The organism is Cellulomonas sp. NPDC055163, from assembly GCF_053607065.1.
In genome coordinates this window covers 1-18,130 of the sequence record NZ_JBSGSU010000015.1, presented here as the reverse complement: position 1 = coordinate 18,130, position 18,130 = coordinate 1, and the positions used below count along the sequence as shown (strand labels likewise).

Here is an 18,130-nt window from a genome sequence, read left to right as displayed (position 1 = left end):
GCCAGCGGTTGCGTACGCGAGTTCCGGACACCTGCTCGACGCACGGCAGCCCCGGCCTCCGCGCACCGTGCGCAGATGATGGCGGTCTCAACCGGTCAACGCACCGCACGGGAGGATTCCGGGCGGGAGGTCGGGCGTGGAGCTGGTGGGGTCGGTCGAGGACCGGGTGTGGGCGGGGTGGCGGACCGGGGAGTCGGTGCGGGCGATCGCGCGGTCGGTGGGGTGTCACCCGGAGACAGTCCGTCGGGTCCTGGCCGCTCACGGTGGGGTCCGTCCGCCGGTGCGGCGACGGGACCCGCGGCGGTTGAGCGCCGCGGAGCGGGAGGAGATCTCTCGGGGCCTGGCCGCTGGGAGATCGTGCAGGGCGATCGCTGCTGCGTTGGGGCGGTCGGCGACGACCGTCTCAAGGGAGGTCGCCTGGAACGGGGGTCGAGCCGGCTACCGAGCGGTGGACGGTGACGCGGCAGCGCTGGTCCGAGGTCGGCGACCGAAGCCGACGAAGCTCGCGATGAACCCGGCGCTGTCCCGAGAGGTGCGGGCGAAGCTGGAACTGGACTGGTCACCGCAGCAGATCGCGGCGTGGCTGTCCAAGGAGCAGCAGGATCCGGTGATGCGGGTCAGCCACGAGACGATCTACCGCACGGTCTATGTCGCGGGCCGTGGTGAGCTCGGGGAACGCCCGGCACGGCATCTGCGGACGGGGCGGTCGCTGCGTCATCCGCGGATGGTGCGTCGCCGCGACGGGCGGGGCCGGCTGCGGAACATGACCTCGATCCATTCCCGTCCGCACGAGGTCGCCGGGCGCACCGTGGCCGGGCACTGGGAAGGTGACCTCGTCATGGGCCGGCGCCCGAGCGCAGTGGCGACGCTGGTCGAGCGACAGACCCGGTTTGTGCGCCTGGTGCGTCTGCCTGACGGCTACAAGGCGGACGAGGTTCGGGCGCGGCTGGTCGACGACCTCGCCCAGGTCCCGGCGCAGTTGAGGCTCTCGCTGACCTGGGACCGCGGCCGGGAGATGGCCGAACACCAGAAGCTGACCGCTGCGTGCGGGACGGCCGTCTACTTCTGCGACCCTGCCAGCCCGTGGCAGCGCGGGTCGAACGAGAACACCAACCGGCTGCTGCGCCAGTACCTGGCCAAGAACGCCGACCTGCGCACCCTGACCCAGCGCGATCTCAACGACATCGCCGCCAGGATCAACGCGCGCCCCCGCCGAGTCCTGGGCTGGGACAGCGCAACCGACCACTACCAGCGACTGCACCAGCGCCTGACGGCCGACGCACGCTGAGCCCGTTCCCCTCCTCTCCGCTCTACGGCTAGAGCCGCAGCCCTCGCCGCTCCAACTCGGCCTCAGCCGACTGCAACTTCGCGCGCCACATCCGGCCCGCCTTCGGATTCCGACCCATACCTCGAGCGACAGAGTCCCCGGCGTTCTCCCGGGCCATACGCACGCGGTCTCGGACGCCGTCGTCCGAGAGACCGGGCAGGTCCTCTTCCCACTTGTCGATCAGTCGGCTCCTGGACACCGCCACCCACCCTCGCGCTCGCGCACCTCACGTCACCGTGCCTCTCCACCGGAAGCACCCGCCTGTCGTCCTCGAATCCTGGTACATGTGACGGGGCACGTGGTGCGTTGACCGGTTGAGACCGCCAGCGATATCGGCCACCATGGCGAAGGTCGTCACACCCGCGGACGCACTCACGTCGCCGACGGCGATGACATCACAAACCCGACGTCGTCGGTCACGGCTCGGGCTAGCTTCGAGTGTTGATCTCGAAACTGCGCAGGTAGTCGGCGTAGAGCCGGGCCGTCCGGAGAGACGGGTCGAGCCGCGCCACGACCTGCTGGTACTCGACGAGCGAGTCGGTGACGATGAACGCGTGCGTGAGGTCGTCACGCCGCGCAGCCGCAGCTACGAAAGCGCCCCACGTGCTGGTGTCGAACAGGACCCCGTAGCAGGCCGCCGGGGGGATCGACCAGCCTTCCGCGGCCACCTCACCGATGCGCTCGCCCCGCGCGCCGGCCTGCAGCCAGAGCAGTGGCGCGATCGCCTCGAACCGGCGCCCGAGCGAAACGAGCGTGGGGTCCTCATAGGTGAGGGTGAAGAACTCGGCGTTCTCGCGGAACCCGTCGGCCATCGCGAACTCGTCGACGAACCGGTAGTCGCCGCCCACCGCCGTCCCTGTCGCAGCCGTGCCCGTGATGGCGGCTCGGATGCGCGGCTTGGTGATGTAGTCGCAGATGCCGAGTGCTTCCCACTCCTCGTCGCCGGGCTTGAGCCCTCGAGCGCGCAGCGTGGCCTGTTCGGCGACGCCGACCTCGTTGTTGGTGACGCAGATGCTGCGGCGGCGACCGCCGTCTTGGCGATTCAGCCGCATGACGGCGTGGGTGGTCGTTCCTGAGCCGGCGAAGAAGTCGAGGACGAGCGCGTCGGGCTTGTTCGCGACGAAGAACCGCAGTGCGTCCTCGACCGCGTAGAGCGCCTTGGCGAACGGGAATGTGCGGTCAGGCAGGAATCGCGCGAGCAGACGGCTCCCGCTGTTTCCGGCGTCGTGGCTGGTCAGCCGCCAGACGTCGTTCGGAACGTAGCGCGCCTGGTATCCGGAGCCGTCGGTGATGACCGACCCATCGGAGCGGCGGCCCGTCACGGGGAAGGTCCCGTCGTCGACCTTCTTGCGCTCACCCTGCTTGAGGTAGCTCAGCGAGCTGCTGGCCCCACGCCAGGTGCCGATCCGGGCGTAGCCGAGGGTGATGAGCTCGCGCAGCGCGTCGGGCGAGATCTGCCAGCGACCCTCCTTGCCGTCCTGACGGATGGGCCAGACGGCCTCGCAGCCAGCAGGCGGCACGACGTCCTGCCAGCCGTCGCCGTAGAACGGCTCTCCGACCGAGTCGAAGACGGGGCCGTCCGCCGCGTACCTGACGAACACTGGGTAGAAGAGGTTCGGATGCGTCGTGCGGAACGGCTGCGTGCCCGACCGCATCAGCATGTTCCACCGGATGTTGTTCTTGTTCGCCGTCTTGACGGGGTTCCACTCTTCTCCGAGGTGGAGCGGGGCGGGGTGGGAGGCGCCCAGCTGCACGAAGAAGATGTACTCAGCGGACCGGGCGAAGGTGCCGGTCCGCGTTGAGCCGCCAGCGTTGATCGACGCGGTGACCATCGTGATTCGGGCGTCGGAGAAAACCTGCTCGAGAAGCAGTCCGAGGCGCAGGTACTCCTTCTCGTCGATGGTGACGATCAGGACCGAGTCCGCGGGGTTGAGCAGCCGCTTGGCCAGCAGCAGCCGGCGCTCGATAAAGCTGAGCCACTTGGAGTGGCGGTAGGGGTCGGCGTCGTCGACGTAGTCGTTGTTGTACTTCCAGTCGCGGGCGCCGGTGTTGTACGGCGGGTCGATGTAGATCGCGTCGACCTGGCCCTCGTGGGCGAAGAGCAACGCCTCGAGCGCGTGGTAGTTCTCCGCGTTGATGACCGTGTGGAACGGCTTCCCGCCGTCGTCGCCGTCCGCGTCGCCCCCACGCACAACGCGGCCGGTGGGCAGCAGGCCCGGGTAGATGGGATCCCCGAACTCGCGCGTGGCGACCAGGCGCCCGCTGCTGACCTGCCGGGCTTCCCCGTTGCCATCGCGCAGCTGGGTGTGCGTGGCCCCGACGTCGGTCACAGTCCAGACGCCGGAGCCGTCGATGTCCGCTGGGTCGTCGGAGCCGTCCGCAATGACCTGGACCTTCTCCCCCTCCCGGATCGCGAACCCGGGAAGGACGACCGACTCGGGCAGGTGGCGGTCGAAGACCAGGCCCAGACGCCGGCTCTTGGTGACCTTGTCGTACTCGGCGCGCAGCGCCGTGCGCAGCTGGGGGTCCTTGATCGAGTCGATGAGGTTGTCGATGTGCGCCACGGTCAGTACCTCGTCCCGTGCGCACGGAAGAGCTCTCGCGAGTCGGTGCCCTCGAAAGCCATGACGGCGGCGCGGATCAGCGGGTCCTTGTGGTTGAGCAGGAGGTAGTGCTCGTCCACCAGCGCCACGGACTGGATCCGGTGGTAGGCGTCCGCGTGAGTCGCGGCGTAGGCGGCGAGCCCCTTGAGCTTGTCGACAGCGTCGGCGAGGTGGGTGCCGTGCGGGTCGACGAGCGAGGCGACCAGCTGACCAGCGACCTGGTCGACGAAGACGAAGTCGGGAGCGAGCCCGCTGATCCCACTGGCGGTCGTGTACGGGATCTGCAGCGAGTGCCGGCCGGTGGACGGGTTGCGGTACCAGGCCACGGCGCCGGCTGCGAGCTCGGTGCGCAGCACGTGCTCCTCCCAGCCCTGCAGCTCGGTGCGGTACAGCCCGTCTGCGTCAGACAGGATGTGCCGCTCCCATGCCGTGCCGGCGGAGCTCTCGGTCTTGTTACTGGGCAGGGTGATCGTGGTCAGCAGGGGCCGGTCCGACTCGCGCTTGATGCGGTCGAACCGCTCTTGCTCGGGTGCGGGGAGCCGGGTGATGGCGCCGCCGTAGTCCTTGAACCACTGCTCGACGATGTGCGAGGCGCGGTTCTTGAGCGCGGTCGGCAGGGTGGGGTCGCCGGCCAGGGCGATGGTGGTCAGCTGAGCCTGGCGGATCTGGTCGTCGCGCTCGGCCAGGCGCTTGACATAAGCGTTGGCCAGCCCCTGCGGGAGCAGCGCCTCGGCGCGCTTCATCAGGATCTGCACGCCGCGGGCGTCGAGCACGAGCTCGGAGCTGGTGTCGGTGCTGACCGCCTTCGGGTTGGCGAAGCCCACGGTGCGCTCGAAGAGCCGTGTGACGCCGGCGCCGCGCACGAGCTCGTCGAGCTCGCCGGACTCCTCAAGAACCGTCCGGCGTTCGTCGGCGACGGACAGCAGCGCGGCCCGGGCCTTGATCGGCGCCTTCGCGTCGATCGTCACGCCGTCGTGCTCACCGGCGAGCAGGATCGCCATCTGGGTGAGCCGGTCAATGGGCGAGCGCAGCGTGCGCCGCGGGATCGTGTACGACGGCAGCGCGGCGATCACATCGAACACCGACGTCGGTGCCGCGACGCTCAGGTCGTGCACCGGTGCCGCGTCGGCGGCGAACAGTCCGCCGGCCTCGATCAGCTCGCCGCTGCCCGCGCTCGTCGTGCTCGAGTGCGTCGACTGCGCAGCCTCGGTCGGTGAGGCGAGGGCCGCGCTCGTCTCGTCGACCGACGCCAGGCCGAAGTCGTCTGAGTTCGGGGCCACCGAAGAGGACGAGGTCGTGCGGGGCGCGACGTCGAGGGCTGCTGCCGGCGCCGGTGCAAGGGTCGGGTTCCGCGCGAGCTCGACGGCATCGATGATGACGGCGGTGCCGCTCGCGAGGGTCTCGTCGTCGCCGACGCGGAACCGTTGGGCGATCGCCTCGACGGCGGCCTTGTCGAACTTCGGCAGGATGCAGTGGACGGCGTTGAGGTCCTGGTCGGTGTCGATGCGCCTCGCGAGGGGGGTGCGGACCATCCGGCCCATCACCTGCGTGATGAGGTCGAGGTCACGCGCCACCCGGAAGGAGAGCAGGACCTCCGCGCGCGGGCAGTCCCACCCGGTCGTGATGGCCGTCTTGCACAGCACGACCCGGACCTCGGTGCGGTCCTGGATGTCCTCCGGCGGGCACCAGGGGATCTCGTAGCCGCCCGCGGTCACCGCGGCGTGGTCGGCGAACGTGTGCACGACCGCCTCTGGCCCGATGCCAGGCCACTCCTCAAGCACCGTGCCGATCAGCGTGGCCAGCTCGACCGGCGTCGGCTTGTCGGCCACCTGGATGACCAACGCGGGATGGACGGCCGGCTCTCCCGTCGACGCGGTGTACGCGGCCCACTTCTGGTCGTACAGCCGCACGCGCTGCACCGCGAACCGGACGAGTGCCGACTCGGCGGCGTCGATGCCCTGGGTGTGGCCCAGGACGATCTGCTCCTTGAGAAGCCCCGAGGCGCGCACATCCTCGATGCGCACAGTGTGCTGCTTCGTCGTGCGCCCGGCCTCCGCCATAGCCCCAAGGAACCGCCGAGGCGTCGCGGAGATCCCCCACACGACGGGCGCCGCAGGGCGACCGGTCGTGCCGCCGCCGATGATCTGGCTGACGATCGTCTCCCTGTTTCGCCCTGACGCGGCAGCCGTCGTTGTGCCCCGGTGGGCCTCATCGACCACGACGACGAAACCGTGCGGGCGCTGCACGATCGTGTTCGCGATCGTCTCCCATAGCGAATAGGTGCGTCCGTCGACCCGCGACCTCGACAGCGTCGCGTTGGTGCTCAGCTTCTGGATGTTCAGGAAGTAGACGCGCCCAGGGGCCAAGACCTCTTCGTCGAAGTCGCTCTCGATGATCGTCAACCGGTTGAGCTTGAGGTCTGAGGAGGAGTCGTACATCTTCTGCAGCGTCTGCCGGTTCAGCGACGGGTCGTCGGTGACCCACAGGAACGTTGCGTCCTCGACGCCCGGGGTCGCTTCGTCCCCGTCCAAAGACGCCTCGATGACCCCGGTCGCGATGACGGTCTTCCCCGCACCGGTCGGTGCTGCGAGCACGACAGCGGACCGCTCGTCGGGATCCTCGTCGTGGTCGCGGGTCGCGCGGATGAGATGCTTGGTGAGCGCCGCGACGGCGTCCTCCTGGTAGTCGAACAGCTCGTACTTCACACACGCTCCCTCGCCGGCCTGCCGCCGGCCGAGCCTATCCGCGCGGTGGCGGCGCTCACGCCGCTACGGGCGGCCGACGACGTAGCCCTTCGGCCAGGTGGGTGAACCATAGGCAGGGGCAGGCGGACGATCAGGGATGAAGGACACGTCGGTGCCGCACGTGGACCCCGACGTGGGCGGCGCGCGCCGGGCTGTCACGTTGGGGTGCACCTCAACGCCACACCGTTCGATCCCGTCCGTGCAGCGTCCAGAGTGCGGTTTCTTGACGCCTGTCGCCTCATGTTCACGGTCTGCAATGCGATAGCGACACCGCCCGTCAAAGCTCGATCGGTCTCACGCCGGGCAGCTCGGTTGGCGGTAGCTCCCACCCGTGCTTCGTGGAGATGGCCTTGATCTGACCTTCAGCCGATGCCTGGAGTTGCGCCGCGGCAGCAGGGTCGAATCCAACCTTTCTGAAACGGCGCAAGTTGTGGCCGAGCACCTGAGCCCATCGTTGGTAGGGGTCGAGGTTGGCCAGCCGCTCGTCGACCGAGGCACCTGGTCGGGCCGACTCCATCACTTGCCGACCGAGGATGGCGCCGAGGGCGCGCTCTGACTCCAGCCACGTATCGAGCCCTGCCCAGTCGTCCAGTTCGTCAACGAGGGCGATCGTCGCGATACGAAAGTCGGCGAGGCGATCGCCGATCGGCTCGATGGTCGGATCGAAGCCGATGAACCGCTGGACGGCCTGCTGGACGTCGGACCAGAGAGCACTGGCGGCAGCCTTGCGCGACTCGTCCAGCGCCTCCTTGGATCGCTTGTTGGCCAGCGCCGTACCTACGACGGCGATGACTAGTGACAGACCGGACAGGATCACGGCCGCGAATTCCATAGCTGGATCGTGGCACGCAATCCTCAGTCCGTAGCCCATGAGTTGGGGACGGCTGCTCCGTTCAGCCGGTCAGCACGTCAAGCGCGCGGGTGCCCAACCGCTGGCCGGATCGCGCGCTGACGGGGCAGCCGCGTCGCGTCAGCTCGTGGGCCAGTCGGGCACCGGAGATGGCCGGGTCGGCGCGGACGCCAGCCCGTGTCCGTGCGCTCTGCGAGACTCCGAGAGCCGTCGCTGATCATCGCTACTCGCTCTCCGTGCGGGCGCCGGGATCGCGACGCGTTCCGATTCGAGGGTGGTTCGCTGTGCAGCTGCTGTATGCCGTGGAGTTCGACGTCGCTTGTCCGCCAGAGCGTGTGCCAGGCGATGTCTTGCGCGAGCACTTGGCCAAGTGGTTGAGCAATCGCGCCGCAGAGGAGGTCACCGCGGACGACTTGCTCGCGGATGGCGTGTCGTGGATGGGGCCAGCGCCGGACGGTCGTGAGCGCGCCGTTCAGTGGAGCGCGCTGGGTAAGGAACCGCGTCGGGCGACCCGGGTCGAGGTTCGCCAGGTGTCGAACGACGTAACGTTCGTGACGCGGGTGACCATCGGAGAGATCGATGGGCGGACGACGCTGCGAGTCTCGATGGGTAGGGAAACCAGTTCGGTGTGGCTCACGCCGGTCGCAGCCAGTCAGCTTCGGCAGCCGGCGTTGGTGGCCCAGGTGGCCAGCGATGCCGACCTGGAGCTAAGAGTGTCGGGTCAGCGTCAGAGCACTCGGTATGAGCGGGCGGCGAATGAGGCGGCGGCCGAAGAGGTCGCTCGCGCACTGAAGATCAGCACACGGTTACCCGTGGCCTTGCTTCACGCGCGGGCGCCCGGTGACTGGGCCACGGCTCGATCGCTCGCGAACGGGCTGGTGGGGCTCGCGACCGTCGTCACCTTGAGTCGGCTCGCGGCGGACGTGGTGCGCCGAGAGTTCCCGGCCGTCTCCCTGCCCTACGGTGGCGGCGCCCTCGTGTGGAGTGATCCGGGCGCGCGTCCGTTGATCTTCTCGCCCGCTCAGCTCGCCATGCTTGCGCCCCACGGGCTGCGTGACCAGCTCTTCCGACAACTTGGCGAGCTCTCGGTCTACGGGCGCGGGACGGACATGGCTTATCGGGACGCACGCGCTTCGGCGCAGGCAGGTGCCCGGGCCAGGGCCGCAGAACGCATCACCGCGGCGGCGGTCGCGCAGGACTTCCAGGGCCAGGTGCACGAGCTGTCCGCGGAGCTGGCGCGTGAGCGGACCGATCGCGAGTTCTGGGAGAGCGAAGCCACCACGTTGCAGGAGCAGGTCAACCAGCTCGCTGCTGCAGCGAGCCAGGCCGAATACTGGCGCGAGCAGTATGAGACGGTGCGCGCCGCGACTTTGGAAGTAGATCAGTGGCAGCACGTGCCGCTTCTCCAGCCGAAGCTCGCCGGCCCTACTTTCGACGCACTCGAGAAGGCTTCGAGCGGGAGGATCGTCTTCACAAGCGAAGCGGAGAAGTCCTGGCGGAAGTCGGGGTACCCGCGGCCAGAAGCCATGACCGAGCAGCTGATCACTCTGGGTCGAGCCGCAGGCCGGCTCTACGAGGAGCCACCGTCCCCGATGCCTCGCCTGGACTCATGGTTCAAGGTCGAGTTCGGCCTCAACGTGTCGACGAACGATGACACGATCGAGAAGGACAAGCGTCTCCGGTACTTCTGGTTCGACGACCAGCAGCATGACCAGGTCCCTCACGTGAAGGTTGACGATCACGTGAAGCCCAACGAGGTCGGGCGCATCCACTTCGCCCTCGACTCAGACGAAGGGCGGTTCATCGTCAACCACGTCGGTTTGAAGCTCTACGGCACCTGAACCCGAGAACTCGGACGGTCATGCTCGGCTGCGCCCCGGTGCGCAGGGGGCTGACACCGGGGCGTCCTGAGCACGAACGTACATCCGTGCCCGCGTCTACTTGCCCTTCACCACGATCGCGGGGTGAGCGTGCGGCGGGTAGACGTCCGCGCTGTCGTTCTCGTCCCCGCGCACCTCGGAACGGCGGTAGGTGTTGACCACGAGGCTCTGGCCGCGGCACGCGACAAGCAGCCGGGCGACGTGCCGGGCGATGTCGTCGACGTCGTACAGCTCGACGTCGATCCCGGGGCCAGCGATCGTCACCTTGGCTTGGGTGTGTTCCACGTCCTCGCTCACGGCCACGGTGTGCGTCACCGCTCGGTCGTTGATGAATTGAAGGGTGTCGGCGTACCGCCCGCGGGTCCCGGGGTCGACGTAGAAGCGCATCATCGCTGGACCTCGGCGGGCGCCGTGGTGCGGCCGTTCTCGTCGACGTCGGCGGACCACACGAGCATGCGCCACCCGTCGCCCTCCGCGGCCGACCCGACGTAGCCGGGGTCCGTGCCGGGGTAGGTGACCGAGATGCCGCGCTGGCCCTTGACGGGCGCGTCCAGGGAGAACGTCAGCGCACCGGGGTAGTAGCGGCGTACCCACGCCTCCGCGCGGGTACGTGCGGCGTCGTGGGCAACGTGGTCGCCTTGGCCGTCGTGGGCTTCGGCCGCGGCTCGGTACTCGGCCCACAGGGCGTGCGCCTCGCGCTTCTGCGCGCGCTCTGCGATCAGCGCCGGCAGGCACCCGCACGGCTCGTTCTCGCCGTGGTGGTACCCGGTGCACCGGTCGTCGGTACAGCCGCACACATCACCGCGCCACTGGTCGGAGGGCACCCACCGGGTGCCACCGTCGGCGTCGGTGATCTGCTCGAGCCACCCGCCGAAGGCGATCCACTGCGCCGGCGTGATGCCGGCAGCGTCCAGCGCGACGATCGCCGCGGGGCTGAGCGTGCTCATCGTGTCCTCCAAGTGTTCTGTGCTCATGATGACGGGTCGCGCTGACGCCCCCGCTCGGCTCATCGATAGATCGATGCAGCCAGGGCGGTCGCGGGCGGGCGTGTCCGGTCACGCGGCCCACGTCCGCGGGGCCTGACCGGACACGCGGATCCTCACCCGACGGGCGCGGGGTCCATGTGCTCGAGGGCGCGGGCGCGCAGGCGCCGCCCGGTCCGCGAACTGATCGCGTGGCCACGGCGGGCGAGCTCGTCGGCCAGCCGCGCACCGGACACCGACGGGTCCTCGCGCAGCACGGCAACCGCGAGGGCGAGCGTGTCCGTGGCCTGGCCGCTCTCGGCGTCGACGTCAAACAGTGCGTCCGCCTCCGCAGCATCCTGAATCACGGCTCTGACCTGCGCAGTCACCGCGTGCGGGCGGTGGGTGTCCGATGCGACCACGCGTCGGTTGGCCAGCACTGGCACCTCCGCTGGCGCGGCCACGGCCACCGCGGCGCCGACCTCCTCGGGCGCGGGTTCGGCCGGTCGGGGCGTGAGGGGTGAGACGGTCGTGGCCGCGGGCAGGTGGTCCACCTGGCCCACCGCGGCCAGCACCCCGGCCAGCGTCGGGGCAGGCGGGGCAACCCGCAGCGCGGCGACGTGCGCGCGGTCCAACCGCCGGCGTGCGCGCCGGGCCTGCCGCGCCGCCCAGCGGCTGCCAGTCGCGGCGTCCAGGCGCCGCACGGCCAGCGCCGCGCGCGCGACCTCGAGCAGGCGCCGGTCGCGCCGGACCTCGGTGAGCGTGCGCTGGGCGTGCTCGGCGCGGGCGGCCTGCAGCACCCGCTCCCACAGCCACGCCGCGACCAGCGGGGCGACGGCTCGCACCGCGGCCGCCAGGAACGCCGCCGGGTCGGTGTTCCACGTCGAGGAGCCGCCCGGGGTCGTGGCGACGAGCTCGTGCACCCCGGCCAGGACCCCGGAGGTCGCCGAGACAACCCACACCGCGACCGCGTCCGCGCCGCCCGGGCGCCCGGCGAGCGCCGCGGCGCGGGCGAGCAGCGCGGAGGAGACGAGCGCGAGCTCGAGGAACGACGCGAGCGCGACCGCGGCGAGCAGGTTGAAGCCCAGGACGTCCACGGCCAGGGACGCCATGCCCTGCGCGGCCAGGACCGTGGGGACCGCGGCGCCGACGGCGGCCACGACGGTGGCCTGCCGACGCGCCCGGGCCGCCGCCGCGAGCACGGGCGTGGGGGCGCTCATCGGGCCGACCGCCGATCACGCAGACCGACCACGACGGCCAGGGCGTCGCGGTCCTCGTCGAGCTCGTCGACGTCGCCGGGGTCGTTCGTGCGCGACGGGCGGTCAGGGCCGATCCGGCCCACGTACGCGAGAATGCGCATGGGAGTCCTCCAGTGCTGTTGGTGGGTTCCTCGCCCCGGCGGTGTTCGAGCACCGTCGGGGCACTTCTTCAGTTGTCAGGTCACGTCGACGTCGTCCACGTCGTGCGGGCTCTTTCCGCTAGGCGCTCTGGATGTAGGTCTCGACGGCCTCGCGCATCACGTCGCTGGGAGTGCGGCCCTTGTCCTTGGCCAGGCGCACGAGCTGCGCGTCGAGGTCGGCGGGGAGCCGGACCTGGCGCTTTGGTGAGGTCCCCTTCCCGGACAGGCTCGGTCGCCCGGCCCGGCTGACCTTGTCCAGCTCCCCGGCGCTGACGAACTGCTCGAGGAACGCCCGGCCCGCCTCCGGCCCGGCCGGGGCGTGCACGACCGCACCGTCCGGCAGGTCGAAGTCGTCGGACGCGGTCCACGCGCCCAGGGCGTTCAGGGCCGCCTCGGTCGCGGCGTCATCCGCCGCCTGCGGGCGGTCGGCGGGCTCTCGGGTCACTTCTGCATCTCCTTGGCCTTGGTGAGGATCTTCTGGCGGGCGGGCATGACGTGGAACACCCACAGCACCCGTGAGGCTCGATCGACCGATGCCATCACCTCCAACAGGCCCCCCCGCGCGCGACGGGCCGATATACAGGTCCGGATCGGCCAGACCCGGCACCCGCGACACGTCGAACGCCGGCACCACGTAGACCGGGTGGAGCATCGCGTGCAACGCGTCCGCCTGGTCCACACCATGCTTCGCGCTGCTGTCGGTCCACCTGATCGCCATACTAGTAGTGTAGTCCAAAATAGGCTAGAGCGCTAGGCGCTTGGCCATGTTTCTGCACGTCACCCGGGGTTTTCGACCCCCGGGTCAGGGTGCGGCGGGGAACCGCTCGGCGAGGTAGGCCGCGACGGTGGCACGCTCGTCAGGGCTGAGATCGCCGTCGCGCTTGAGGATCTTCCCGAGCGCGCGGCGCCCGACGAGCGGGACCTCGCCGATGCTCTCCCCGAACCACGGAAGTTCGGTGCCGACGAAGCACAGGGCGCCGCGCACCGGTACCGCGGCGTCGACCGCCTGGAGCTGGGCGCGGACGGCGTCGACCTGGCGGGCGAGCCCGTCGAGCAGGGAGGTCTTGTCCCGCCCGGCGATGTAGAGCCGCTCGACGCGCGGTCGGAAGAGCCCGCCGGCGCGGCGGACCTCGAGGCGGCCCTGGTGGGTCTTGGCGTCCACGACCCACACCCCGGACGCCGCCACGACGATGTGGTCGATGTTGGCCTTCGACAGCCGCCCGTCGGGGCGGCGCATCGACCGGTCGTGCAGCACCTCGACGAACTCCGGGGACAGGTCGTCGAGCTTGGCCGCGACCGCGCGCTCCCCGCGGGCGCCCTGCGCCCACACCCGGGTGTGCACCGGCTCCCCCGCCAACGCCAGGATCAACCCACCCAGACGCGGGTACCGGGCGCGCACGCGTTCCTCGTGGCGCGCGGAGCGGCGCTCGTACTCCGCCTGCGCCGAAGCACCCGCCCGGCCCCGCTCCGGGGACACCGCTGGGCTCGGGACGACCGCCACCGGCGCGGCCGCCGGCACCTGCACCTGTGGTTGCGGTGGCGCGTCTGGTGCGGCTGCTGCAGGGGGCGGTGCGCCGGGTTCGGCGCGCGGGGCGCACTCCAGGCAGCGCACGGTGCGGGTGGAGGCGTCCCAGCTGGCGCGCACACCGACCTCAAGCTCGCGCGCGCAGCCGGCACAGACCCCTGGGCGCCGCAGCGCGAGAACCTTCACCCCGGGTACATCGGCCAGGGCGACACCGGCCGTGAGGTGGACTGGGTTGCTGGCGGTCGACCACGCCAGGGCCGTGGGACTTGCCGGCGACTGCGCGCCGGCTCAGGTGCGCCCCGCGGCGCTCGGTTCGACCCTGACCTCAGGGGGCCGACGTGCTGGTGGACTGGCGGGTGTCGGTGCCCCACCGTTCGCGTGCGGACTGGCGCGTGATCCCGACGGCGCGGCCGACGTCGACCCAGGACAGCCCCGCGGCCCGCCCGGTGCGCACGGCCTCGTCGAGCACCTGGCCCGCGCGGCGCGCCGCAGCGGCGGCGTCGGCGATCGCCTTCTCGGCGAGCGCGGGCTCGCGGTGGGCATCCCACAGCGCGAACGCGAGGTCCTGGACGTCCTCGCGGTCCGACAGCGAGGACGCGGCCCAGCGCCCCTCCGCCAGGAACCGGCCCGCAGCGGGATCCTCGGCGCTGGGGGGTCGCACCCGCTCCCAGGTCGCCAGGACCGTGGTGTCCACCCGCGAACCGGTCGCCGGGCGGCAGTCGCAGCACACCCGCCACCCGGTGATCTCCTCCTCGGGGCGCCACTGCCAGTCCTCGATCGCGAGCCGGCGCCCGTCCGCGTCGACGTCCGCAGCCACACCTTCGCTGCTTGTGGTTCCCCCGCTCATCCCGTCGGCGAACACCGACGCGATGTAGAGCTCATGCCGACCGTCATCGTCGTGCCAGCTCATCCCGGCGCACCTCTCGCTCGACAGGGTTACCTGTCCAGGGTGCTACCGACAGGAAGCCCTGTCAACGGAGGTTCACCCGGCCCGACGGGCCTGCGGGCTCGACATCGAATCAACTCTTCTCGTACACGTGTTCGATGGGTGAACAGGCGATGCTGTCGTGGAACTCCGGTGCGCCGCGCTGGCAGCGCCTAGCGAACGAGGTCGACGTCCCGCCGGCACGCGAGCAGACCACCGCCCCGGCACCGGTGCCGTGCATGGCGCGGCTGATGTGGGAGGTCGACGGGCCCGAGATCGTCGAGACCGAGGCGATCGGCTGGACGTCGGCGGCGGTGCTCGTGCGGGTCTACGACCGGCGCTGGCGCCTGGGCGGGGTCTGGGTGCCGGTCAGCGATGTGCGCCGGCGCGGCACGGGCTGAGCCTGCGCCGGCGTGCGGGATGCTGGGGTGCGTGACCAGCGACTCGACTCCCGAGCCGGACTGGTACGACCTCATCGTCACGGTGGGCGACCCGGCGGGGAAGCCCGAGCTCCTGCGCCCACCACGGCGGGCGCGCGTGACCACGACGAACTACCGCGGCGAGACCGTGGTGCTCGAGCTCGACGTCGTCGCCCGCGCCCCCGGCCATGTGCTCGTCGCTCAGCCTCGGGAGGGCGGGGAGCCCTGGAACGCTTGGATCCGCTCGAGCGACGCGACCCCCCTCAGCACCTAACGCTGAGCTCGGGAGTCAGCCGGTCAGGGGCCGGGCGTGGCGAGCCGTGCGCGACGCTCGGCCAGACCGCGACGGATGAGTCGCGTTGGGAACCAGACGAGCTGCGCCAGGGCCGCCACTCCGATCGCCGCCACGAAGACGATTGTCGCCGAGGCGTCGCCCGCCGTGAGCGCCCGGCGCAGCATCACGACCACGACTACAAGCACGGCGACGCTGATGAGCGCGAGGTACACGGCAGCAAGGAACCAGATCAGCACGGGGTGCCCGGTTCGGTCTCCCCATCGAGTGACTTGGTCCTCGAGCCCGCTCGTGCGGTCTGCAGGTGCGCCATCAGGCACGGGATCACTCCTCCAGTCATGGGTCGGGCAGAGCCATTCCGGCGGCTACTGCTCGCTCAGCGGGCGGCTCGCGCGAGGTGGGCCTCGATGACCGCGACCGCGAGCCAGTGCCCGCTGGACCGCGCGAAGTCGAGCGCTGTCCCGAGCCGCGGGGTGGAGACGAGGGGGTCGGCGCCTCGTGCGAGCAGGTACGCCGTCGTGTCCACGTGCAGTGGGCCTCCACTCTGGGTGTGCCCATCGATCTCGACATCGATCGCATGCTGGAGCAGAGTCACTCCCCCGTCGATCTCGATGTCGCCCCCGTGGATCTCCTCGATGTCGGCGCCGCTGTCCAGCAGCTCGCGCAAGAGAACGAGGTCCTCGTTCTCCACTGCCAGGTGCGCAGGCTTCATCGCACCCCTCCTGCAGGCAGGCGGTTTGAGAGGTCAGGCATCGGGGTTCTCCTTGAGCCAGGCGTCCAGAATGAGGCGGGTGATGCCAGCCCGGCCGGCGATCTCGGTCCGGGTGAGGATGCGTGCGGCGTCGACGCCGCGCACAGCCTGCCGTACGAGGACGTCACTGCGGGCGGGGCCGCGGGCGGAGAGCTCGAGCAGGAGTCGGGGGCCGTGGGTGGCGTACCAGGCGGCGGCGAGGGCTCCCGGGGTGAGGGGGGTGTGGTCGAGGGCGTAGGTGGCGAGGTGGGCGGTGCTGGGGACGAGCTGGCGGTTGCCGGCGTGGGTGAGCCACGCGGAGACCAGGCGGGTCTGGCGGACGGCGTCGTCGTGCTCGTCGTCGGGGACGGCTCTGAAGGTGCGGCGCAGGTCGAGGGCGGCCTGCATGCGGGTGTCCCAGTCCCAGGAGTTGATCGCGGCGGTCGCGGTCGCCAGGGCGAGGGTCCAGGGTTCGGCGCGGCCACGCTCGACCCGGTCGATCGCCCGCAGCCGGAGGAGGTGGGCGGCGTACTGGCCGGCGTCGGCGGTGCGTCGGGCGGCGGTGTACCCGGTGCGGATCGGGGTCTGCCCGGCCTCGGCGGCGTCCCAGGCCCCGTCGTCGTGGACGAGCGGCGCGGCCGCGGCGCGGACCTTGGCGGTCAGGCTGAAGATCGGGATGGCCCAGGCGTTGTCGAGCGCGGGCAGCGTGGTGGTGGTGGGCATCGACGCTCCCCTGCTCGTGGCCACGTGCCGGGTGCGACCGGCGGGTCTTGTGCTCGAGGTTACGGGCGTGCGCCCACGGGCCTTCGGCGGCATCCACAGGGGTGTCGGGGCGGTCGTCGTGGTGCTGGTCATGGGTCGGTTCTCCTCTGGGTGGGGTGGTGCTCGGGACGGGGTTGGTCAGGGCCGGTCGAGGTCGTCGACGTCGGGCAGGTCGTGCTGGTCTTCGTGGTCGCGGGCGGCGCGCAGCTCGCGGATGAGGCCGGCGGTGGTGCGGGGGCTCTCGGGGGCGCCGGCGAGGGTGGGTAGGTAGGTCAGGACGTCGCGGGCGCGGGCGAGCAGCTGCGGGTCGGGGCGCCCGTGGGCGCGGGCGTTGATCCCCGCGACGGGGCACCGGTAGGGGTTCGCCGGCTCTGGGCCTTCTCCCCCGCCCAGGACCCAGTCGCGGTGTGCGGCGGCGGCCGCGGCGACGTCGCCGGCCACGGTCAGGACGTGCTCGAGGATGGAGGTGACCCGGTCTTCGCCGTCGGCGGGGGCGTCGGGGTGGGTCTGGTCGTGGTCGACGATGAGCGCGGCCAGGGCGGCGCGGGACCCGAACATCCACACCGGCACGTGCGGGCGCACGATCCCCGCGCTCCGCCGGGACCAGAGCATGCGGGTCAGGACCTGCTCGGCGAGCTCGCCTGCGTAGGTGGTGCACACGGGGTCGACTCCCTTCCTCTCGGGCGTGGGGGTGGTGGGTGGTTGCCGGCGCCCCCGCCGACCTGTGACCGGCAGACGGGGGCGGGCGCTCATGTGGGGGTGGTCGTGCTCTCCTGCGTGCTCGGGGTGTTCGCCGGCGTCTGTGTGGTGGGCAGGTACTCGACCGGGGCGTCCAGGTCGACCGGCCACCACGGCACCGGTGCGTCGACGTCGGGGTGCATGTCAGGCGCTCAGCTGCTGTGCGGCGGCCAGGTGCTCGACGAGGGCCTTGATGTGCTTGTCCCGGTACCCGTCCCAGGTGCCGATCGGGGTGACGACGACGGGCATCTGCATCGCGCCGCGCGCGCGCAGCTCGTCCTCGAGCTCGGTGTTCCCGGTGGTGTCCACGACCTCGTAGCGGATGCCGGCCTTGTCCAGGGCCCGGAACGTGAAGCGGCACGCCTGGCAGCCGGTGCGGGTGTAGACGGTGACCTGTGCGGTGGTGGTTCCCATGACGACTCCCCCTTGAGCTGCTGGCTGCTGCTGTTGGTGTGTGACCTGACCTGCGAGAACGGGACCCGGACGCCCTGACCTGATTGGTGCTGCCCTGCTGCGCCGAACGTCTTTCGGCCCCTCCTGGCAATCGGAGATGAACGCCGGTATGAGCGGGTGGAGCGTCAACCCGCAGGGCGGGTGCGGCGGCGAGTTCGGCCGGGCTCAGTGAGCGCAGCGAACGCAGGTCGGGCTCGTCGCCGTGCCCGGCGGCCGGAGGCCGCTTGCGTGCAGCCCGCGCCGGCGATCATGGAGAGCCAGGAGGGGACACAGACGACCGCTTCTCCGACAGCCGGAGCCCGCGCAGCGGGCGACGTCCGTGTGCGGTGCGGCGCTTCGTCGCCGCGGCGCCGCTTGTGCCCTCCTGCTCGGTGCGCCGGGCGCGCGAGCTCGTGCCGCGCCCTGCTGCTCCGCTGGCCGGCCCGGCCTGCTCCATGCCAACCGGACGGGTCCCACGCCCAGGGTGAGGAGCCCACCCAGGCGGATGGGGGGACTCCCGTCGGCGGCTCCAGGAACGGTGG

Annotated in this window: 20 protein-coding genes; 4 read left to right on the top strand and 16 right to left on the bottom strand. The window is 71.0% G+C overall.

Translation table 11 applies throughout. The annotated features are described in order from the left end of the window. Positions 1-136: 136 nt before the first annotated feature. Positions 137-1,288, top strand: coding sequence for an IS30 family transposase (locus ACWFNE_RS20235; RefSeq protein WP_452124222.1), 1,152 nt, complete (start codon positions 137-139; stop codon positions 1,286-1,288). A 467-nt stretch (positions 1,289-1,755) separates the two neighbouring features. Here the strand turns inward: ACWFNE_RS20235 and ACWFNE_RS20230 are convergent, their stop codons facing one another. The 3 genes from ACWFNE_RS20230 to ACWFNE_RS20220 all read right to left on the bottom strand — a co-directional run bounded on the left by ACWFNE_RS20230 (position 1,756) and on the right by ACWFNE_RS20220 (position 7,506). Beyond that, positions 1,756-3,891, bottom strand: a complete 2,136-nt coding sequence (locus tag ACWFNE_RS20230; protein WP_452124221.1) for a site-specific DNA-methyltransferase — start codon at positions 3,889-3,891, stop codon at positions 1,756-1,758. A gap of 2 nt (positions 3,892-3,893) precedes the next feature. After that, entirely contained in the window at positions 3,894-6,635 is a 2,742-nt protein-coding gene (locus tag ACWFNE_RS20225; protein WP_452124220.1) for a DEAD/DEAH box helicase, read from the bottom strand. 316 nt (positions 6,636-6,951) lie between these two features. Then, positions 6,952-7,506, bottom strand: a complete 555-nt coding sequence (locus ACWFNE_RS20220) for a hypothetical protein (protein WP_452124219.1) — start codon at positions 7,504-7,506, stop codon at positions 6,952-6,954. 302 nt (positions 7,507-7,808) lie between these two features. Here ACWFNE_RS20220 and ACWFNE_RS20215 point away from each other — a divergent pair, with 302 nt between their 5' ends. Then, a complete protein-coding gene (locus tag ACWFNE_RS20215; protein ID WP_452124218.1) occupies positions 7,809-9,365 on the top strand; it encodes a hypothetical protein in 1,557 nt (518 codons plus the stop codon). 96 nt (positions 9,366-9,461) lie between these two features. Here ACWFNE_RS20215 and ACWFNE_RS20210 read toward each other — a convergent pair whose 3' ends face one another. From ACWFNE_RS20210 to ACWFNE_RS20180, 7 genes are all read right to left on the bottom strand, one after another. Continuing rightward, complete coding sequence (locus tag ACWFNE_RS20210) at positions 9,462-9,794, bottom strand: hypothetical protein (RefSeq protein ID WP_452124217.1); 333 nt, start codon at positions 9,792-9,794, stop codon at positions 9,462-9,464. Continuing rightward, positions 9,791-10,351: a hypothetical protein gene (locus ACWFNE_RS20205; protein WP_452124216.1), complete on the bottom strand. Its 561-nt coding sequence runs from the start codon at positions 10,349-10,351 to the stop codon at positions 9,791-9,793. The genes ACWFNE_RS20210 and ACWFNE_RS20205 overlap by 4 nt, the downstream gene beginning before the upstream one ends. A gap of 152 nt (positions 10,352-10,503) precedes the next feature. Next, positions 10,504-11,586, bottom strand: a complete 1,083-nt coding sequence (locus ACWFNE_RS20200) for a hypothetical protein (protein ID WP_452124215.1) — start codon at positions 11,584-11,586, stop codon at positions 10,504-10,506. Then, positions 11,583-11,726, bottom strand: coding sequence for a hypothetical protein (locus ACWFNE_RS20195; protein WP_452124214.1), 144 nt, complete (start codon positions 11,724-11,726; stop codon positions 11,583-11,585). The genes ACWFNE_RS20200 and ACWFNE_RS20195 overlap by 4 nt, the downstream gene beginning before the upstream one ends. Before the next feature lie 118 nt (positions 11,727-11,844). After that, positions 11,845-12,210 (bottom strand): ribbon-helix-helix protein, CopG family, encoded by a 366-nt coding sequence (locus ACWFNE_RS20190; RefSeq protein WP_452124213.1) that lies wholly within the window; start codon positions 12,208-12,210, stop codon positions 11,845-11,847. Positions 12,211-12,567: 357 nt separating this feature from the next. Continuing rightward, on the bottom strand, positions 12,568-13,107 hold the full coding sequence (locus ACWFNE_RS20185) for a nuclease-related domain-containing protein (RefSeq protein ID WP_452124212.1): 540 nt from the start codon (positions 13,105-13,107) through the stop codon (positions 12,568-12,570). Positions 13,108-13,615: 508 nt separating this feature from the next. Further along, positions 13,616-14,200: a hypothetical protein gene (locus tag ACWFNE_RS20180; RefSeq protein WP_452124211.1), complete on the bottom strand. Its 585-nt coding sequence runs from the start codon at positions 14,198-14,200 to the stop codon at positions 13,616-13,618. Between the two features lie 134 nt (positions 14,201-14,334). Between ACWFNE_RS20180 and ACWFNE_RS20175 the strand changes: the two genes are divergently transcribed. Further along, entirely contained in the window at positions 14,335-14,616 is a 282-nt protein-coding gene (locus ACWFNE_RS20175) for a hypothetical protein (protein WP_452124210.1), read from the top strand. A gap of 31 nt (positions 14,617-14,647) precedes the next feature. Continuing rightward, positions 14,648-14,908 carry a hypothetical protein gene (locus tag ACWFNE_RS20170; RefSeq protein WP_452124209.1) on the top strand — a complete coding sequence of 87 codons (261 nt, stop codon included), beginning with the start codon at positions 14,648-14,650 and terminating at the stop codon, positions 14,906-14,908. 23 nt (positions 14,909-14,931) lie between these two features. Here the strand turns inward: ACWFNE_RS20170 and ACWFNE_RS20165 are convergent, their stop codons facing one another. The 6 genes from ACWFNE_RS20165 to ACWFNE_RS20140 form a co-directional block, all read right to left on the bottom strand. After that, entirely contained in the window at positions 14,932-15,165 is a 234-nt protein-coding gene (locus ACWFNE_RS20165; protein WP_452124208.1) for a hypothetical protein, read from the bottom strand. 137 nt (positions 15,166-15,302) lie between these two features. Beyond that, positions 15,303-15,638 (bottom strand): hypothetical protein, encoded by a 336-nt coding sequence (locus tag ACWFNE_RS20160; RefSeq protein ID WP_452124207.1) that lies wholly within the window; start codon positions 15,636-15,638, stop codon positions 15,303-15,305. Between the two features lie 33 nt (positions 15,639-15,671). Further along, entirely contained in the window at positions 15,672-16,379 is a 708-nt protein-coding gene (locus ACWFNE_RS20155) for a hypothetical protein (RefSeq protein WP_452124206.1), read from the bottom strand. A 177-nt stretch (positions 16,380-16,556) separates the two neighbouring features. Further along, entirely contained in the window at positions 16,557-17,078 is a 522-nt protein-coding gene (locus ACWFNE_RS20150) for a hypothetical protein (protein WP_452124205.1), read from the bottom strand. A gap of 89 nt (positions 17,079-17,167) precedes the next feature. Then, entirely contained in the window at positions 17,168-17,299 is a 132-nt protein-coding gene (locus ACWFNE_RS20145) for a hypothetical protein (protein ID WP_452124204.1), read from the bottom strand. A gap of 1 nt (position 17,300) precedes the next feature. Then, the gene (locus ACWFNE_RS20140; RefSeq protein ID WP_452124203.1) at positions 17,301-17,570 is read right to left on the bottom strand and encodes a glutaredoxin family protein; all 270 of its coding nucleotides are present in this window, start codon (positions 17,568-17,570) and stop codon (positions 17,301-17,303) included. Positions 17,571-18,130 lie beyond the last annotated feature (560 nt).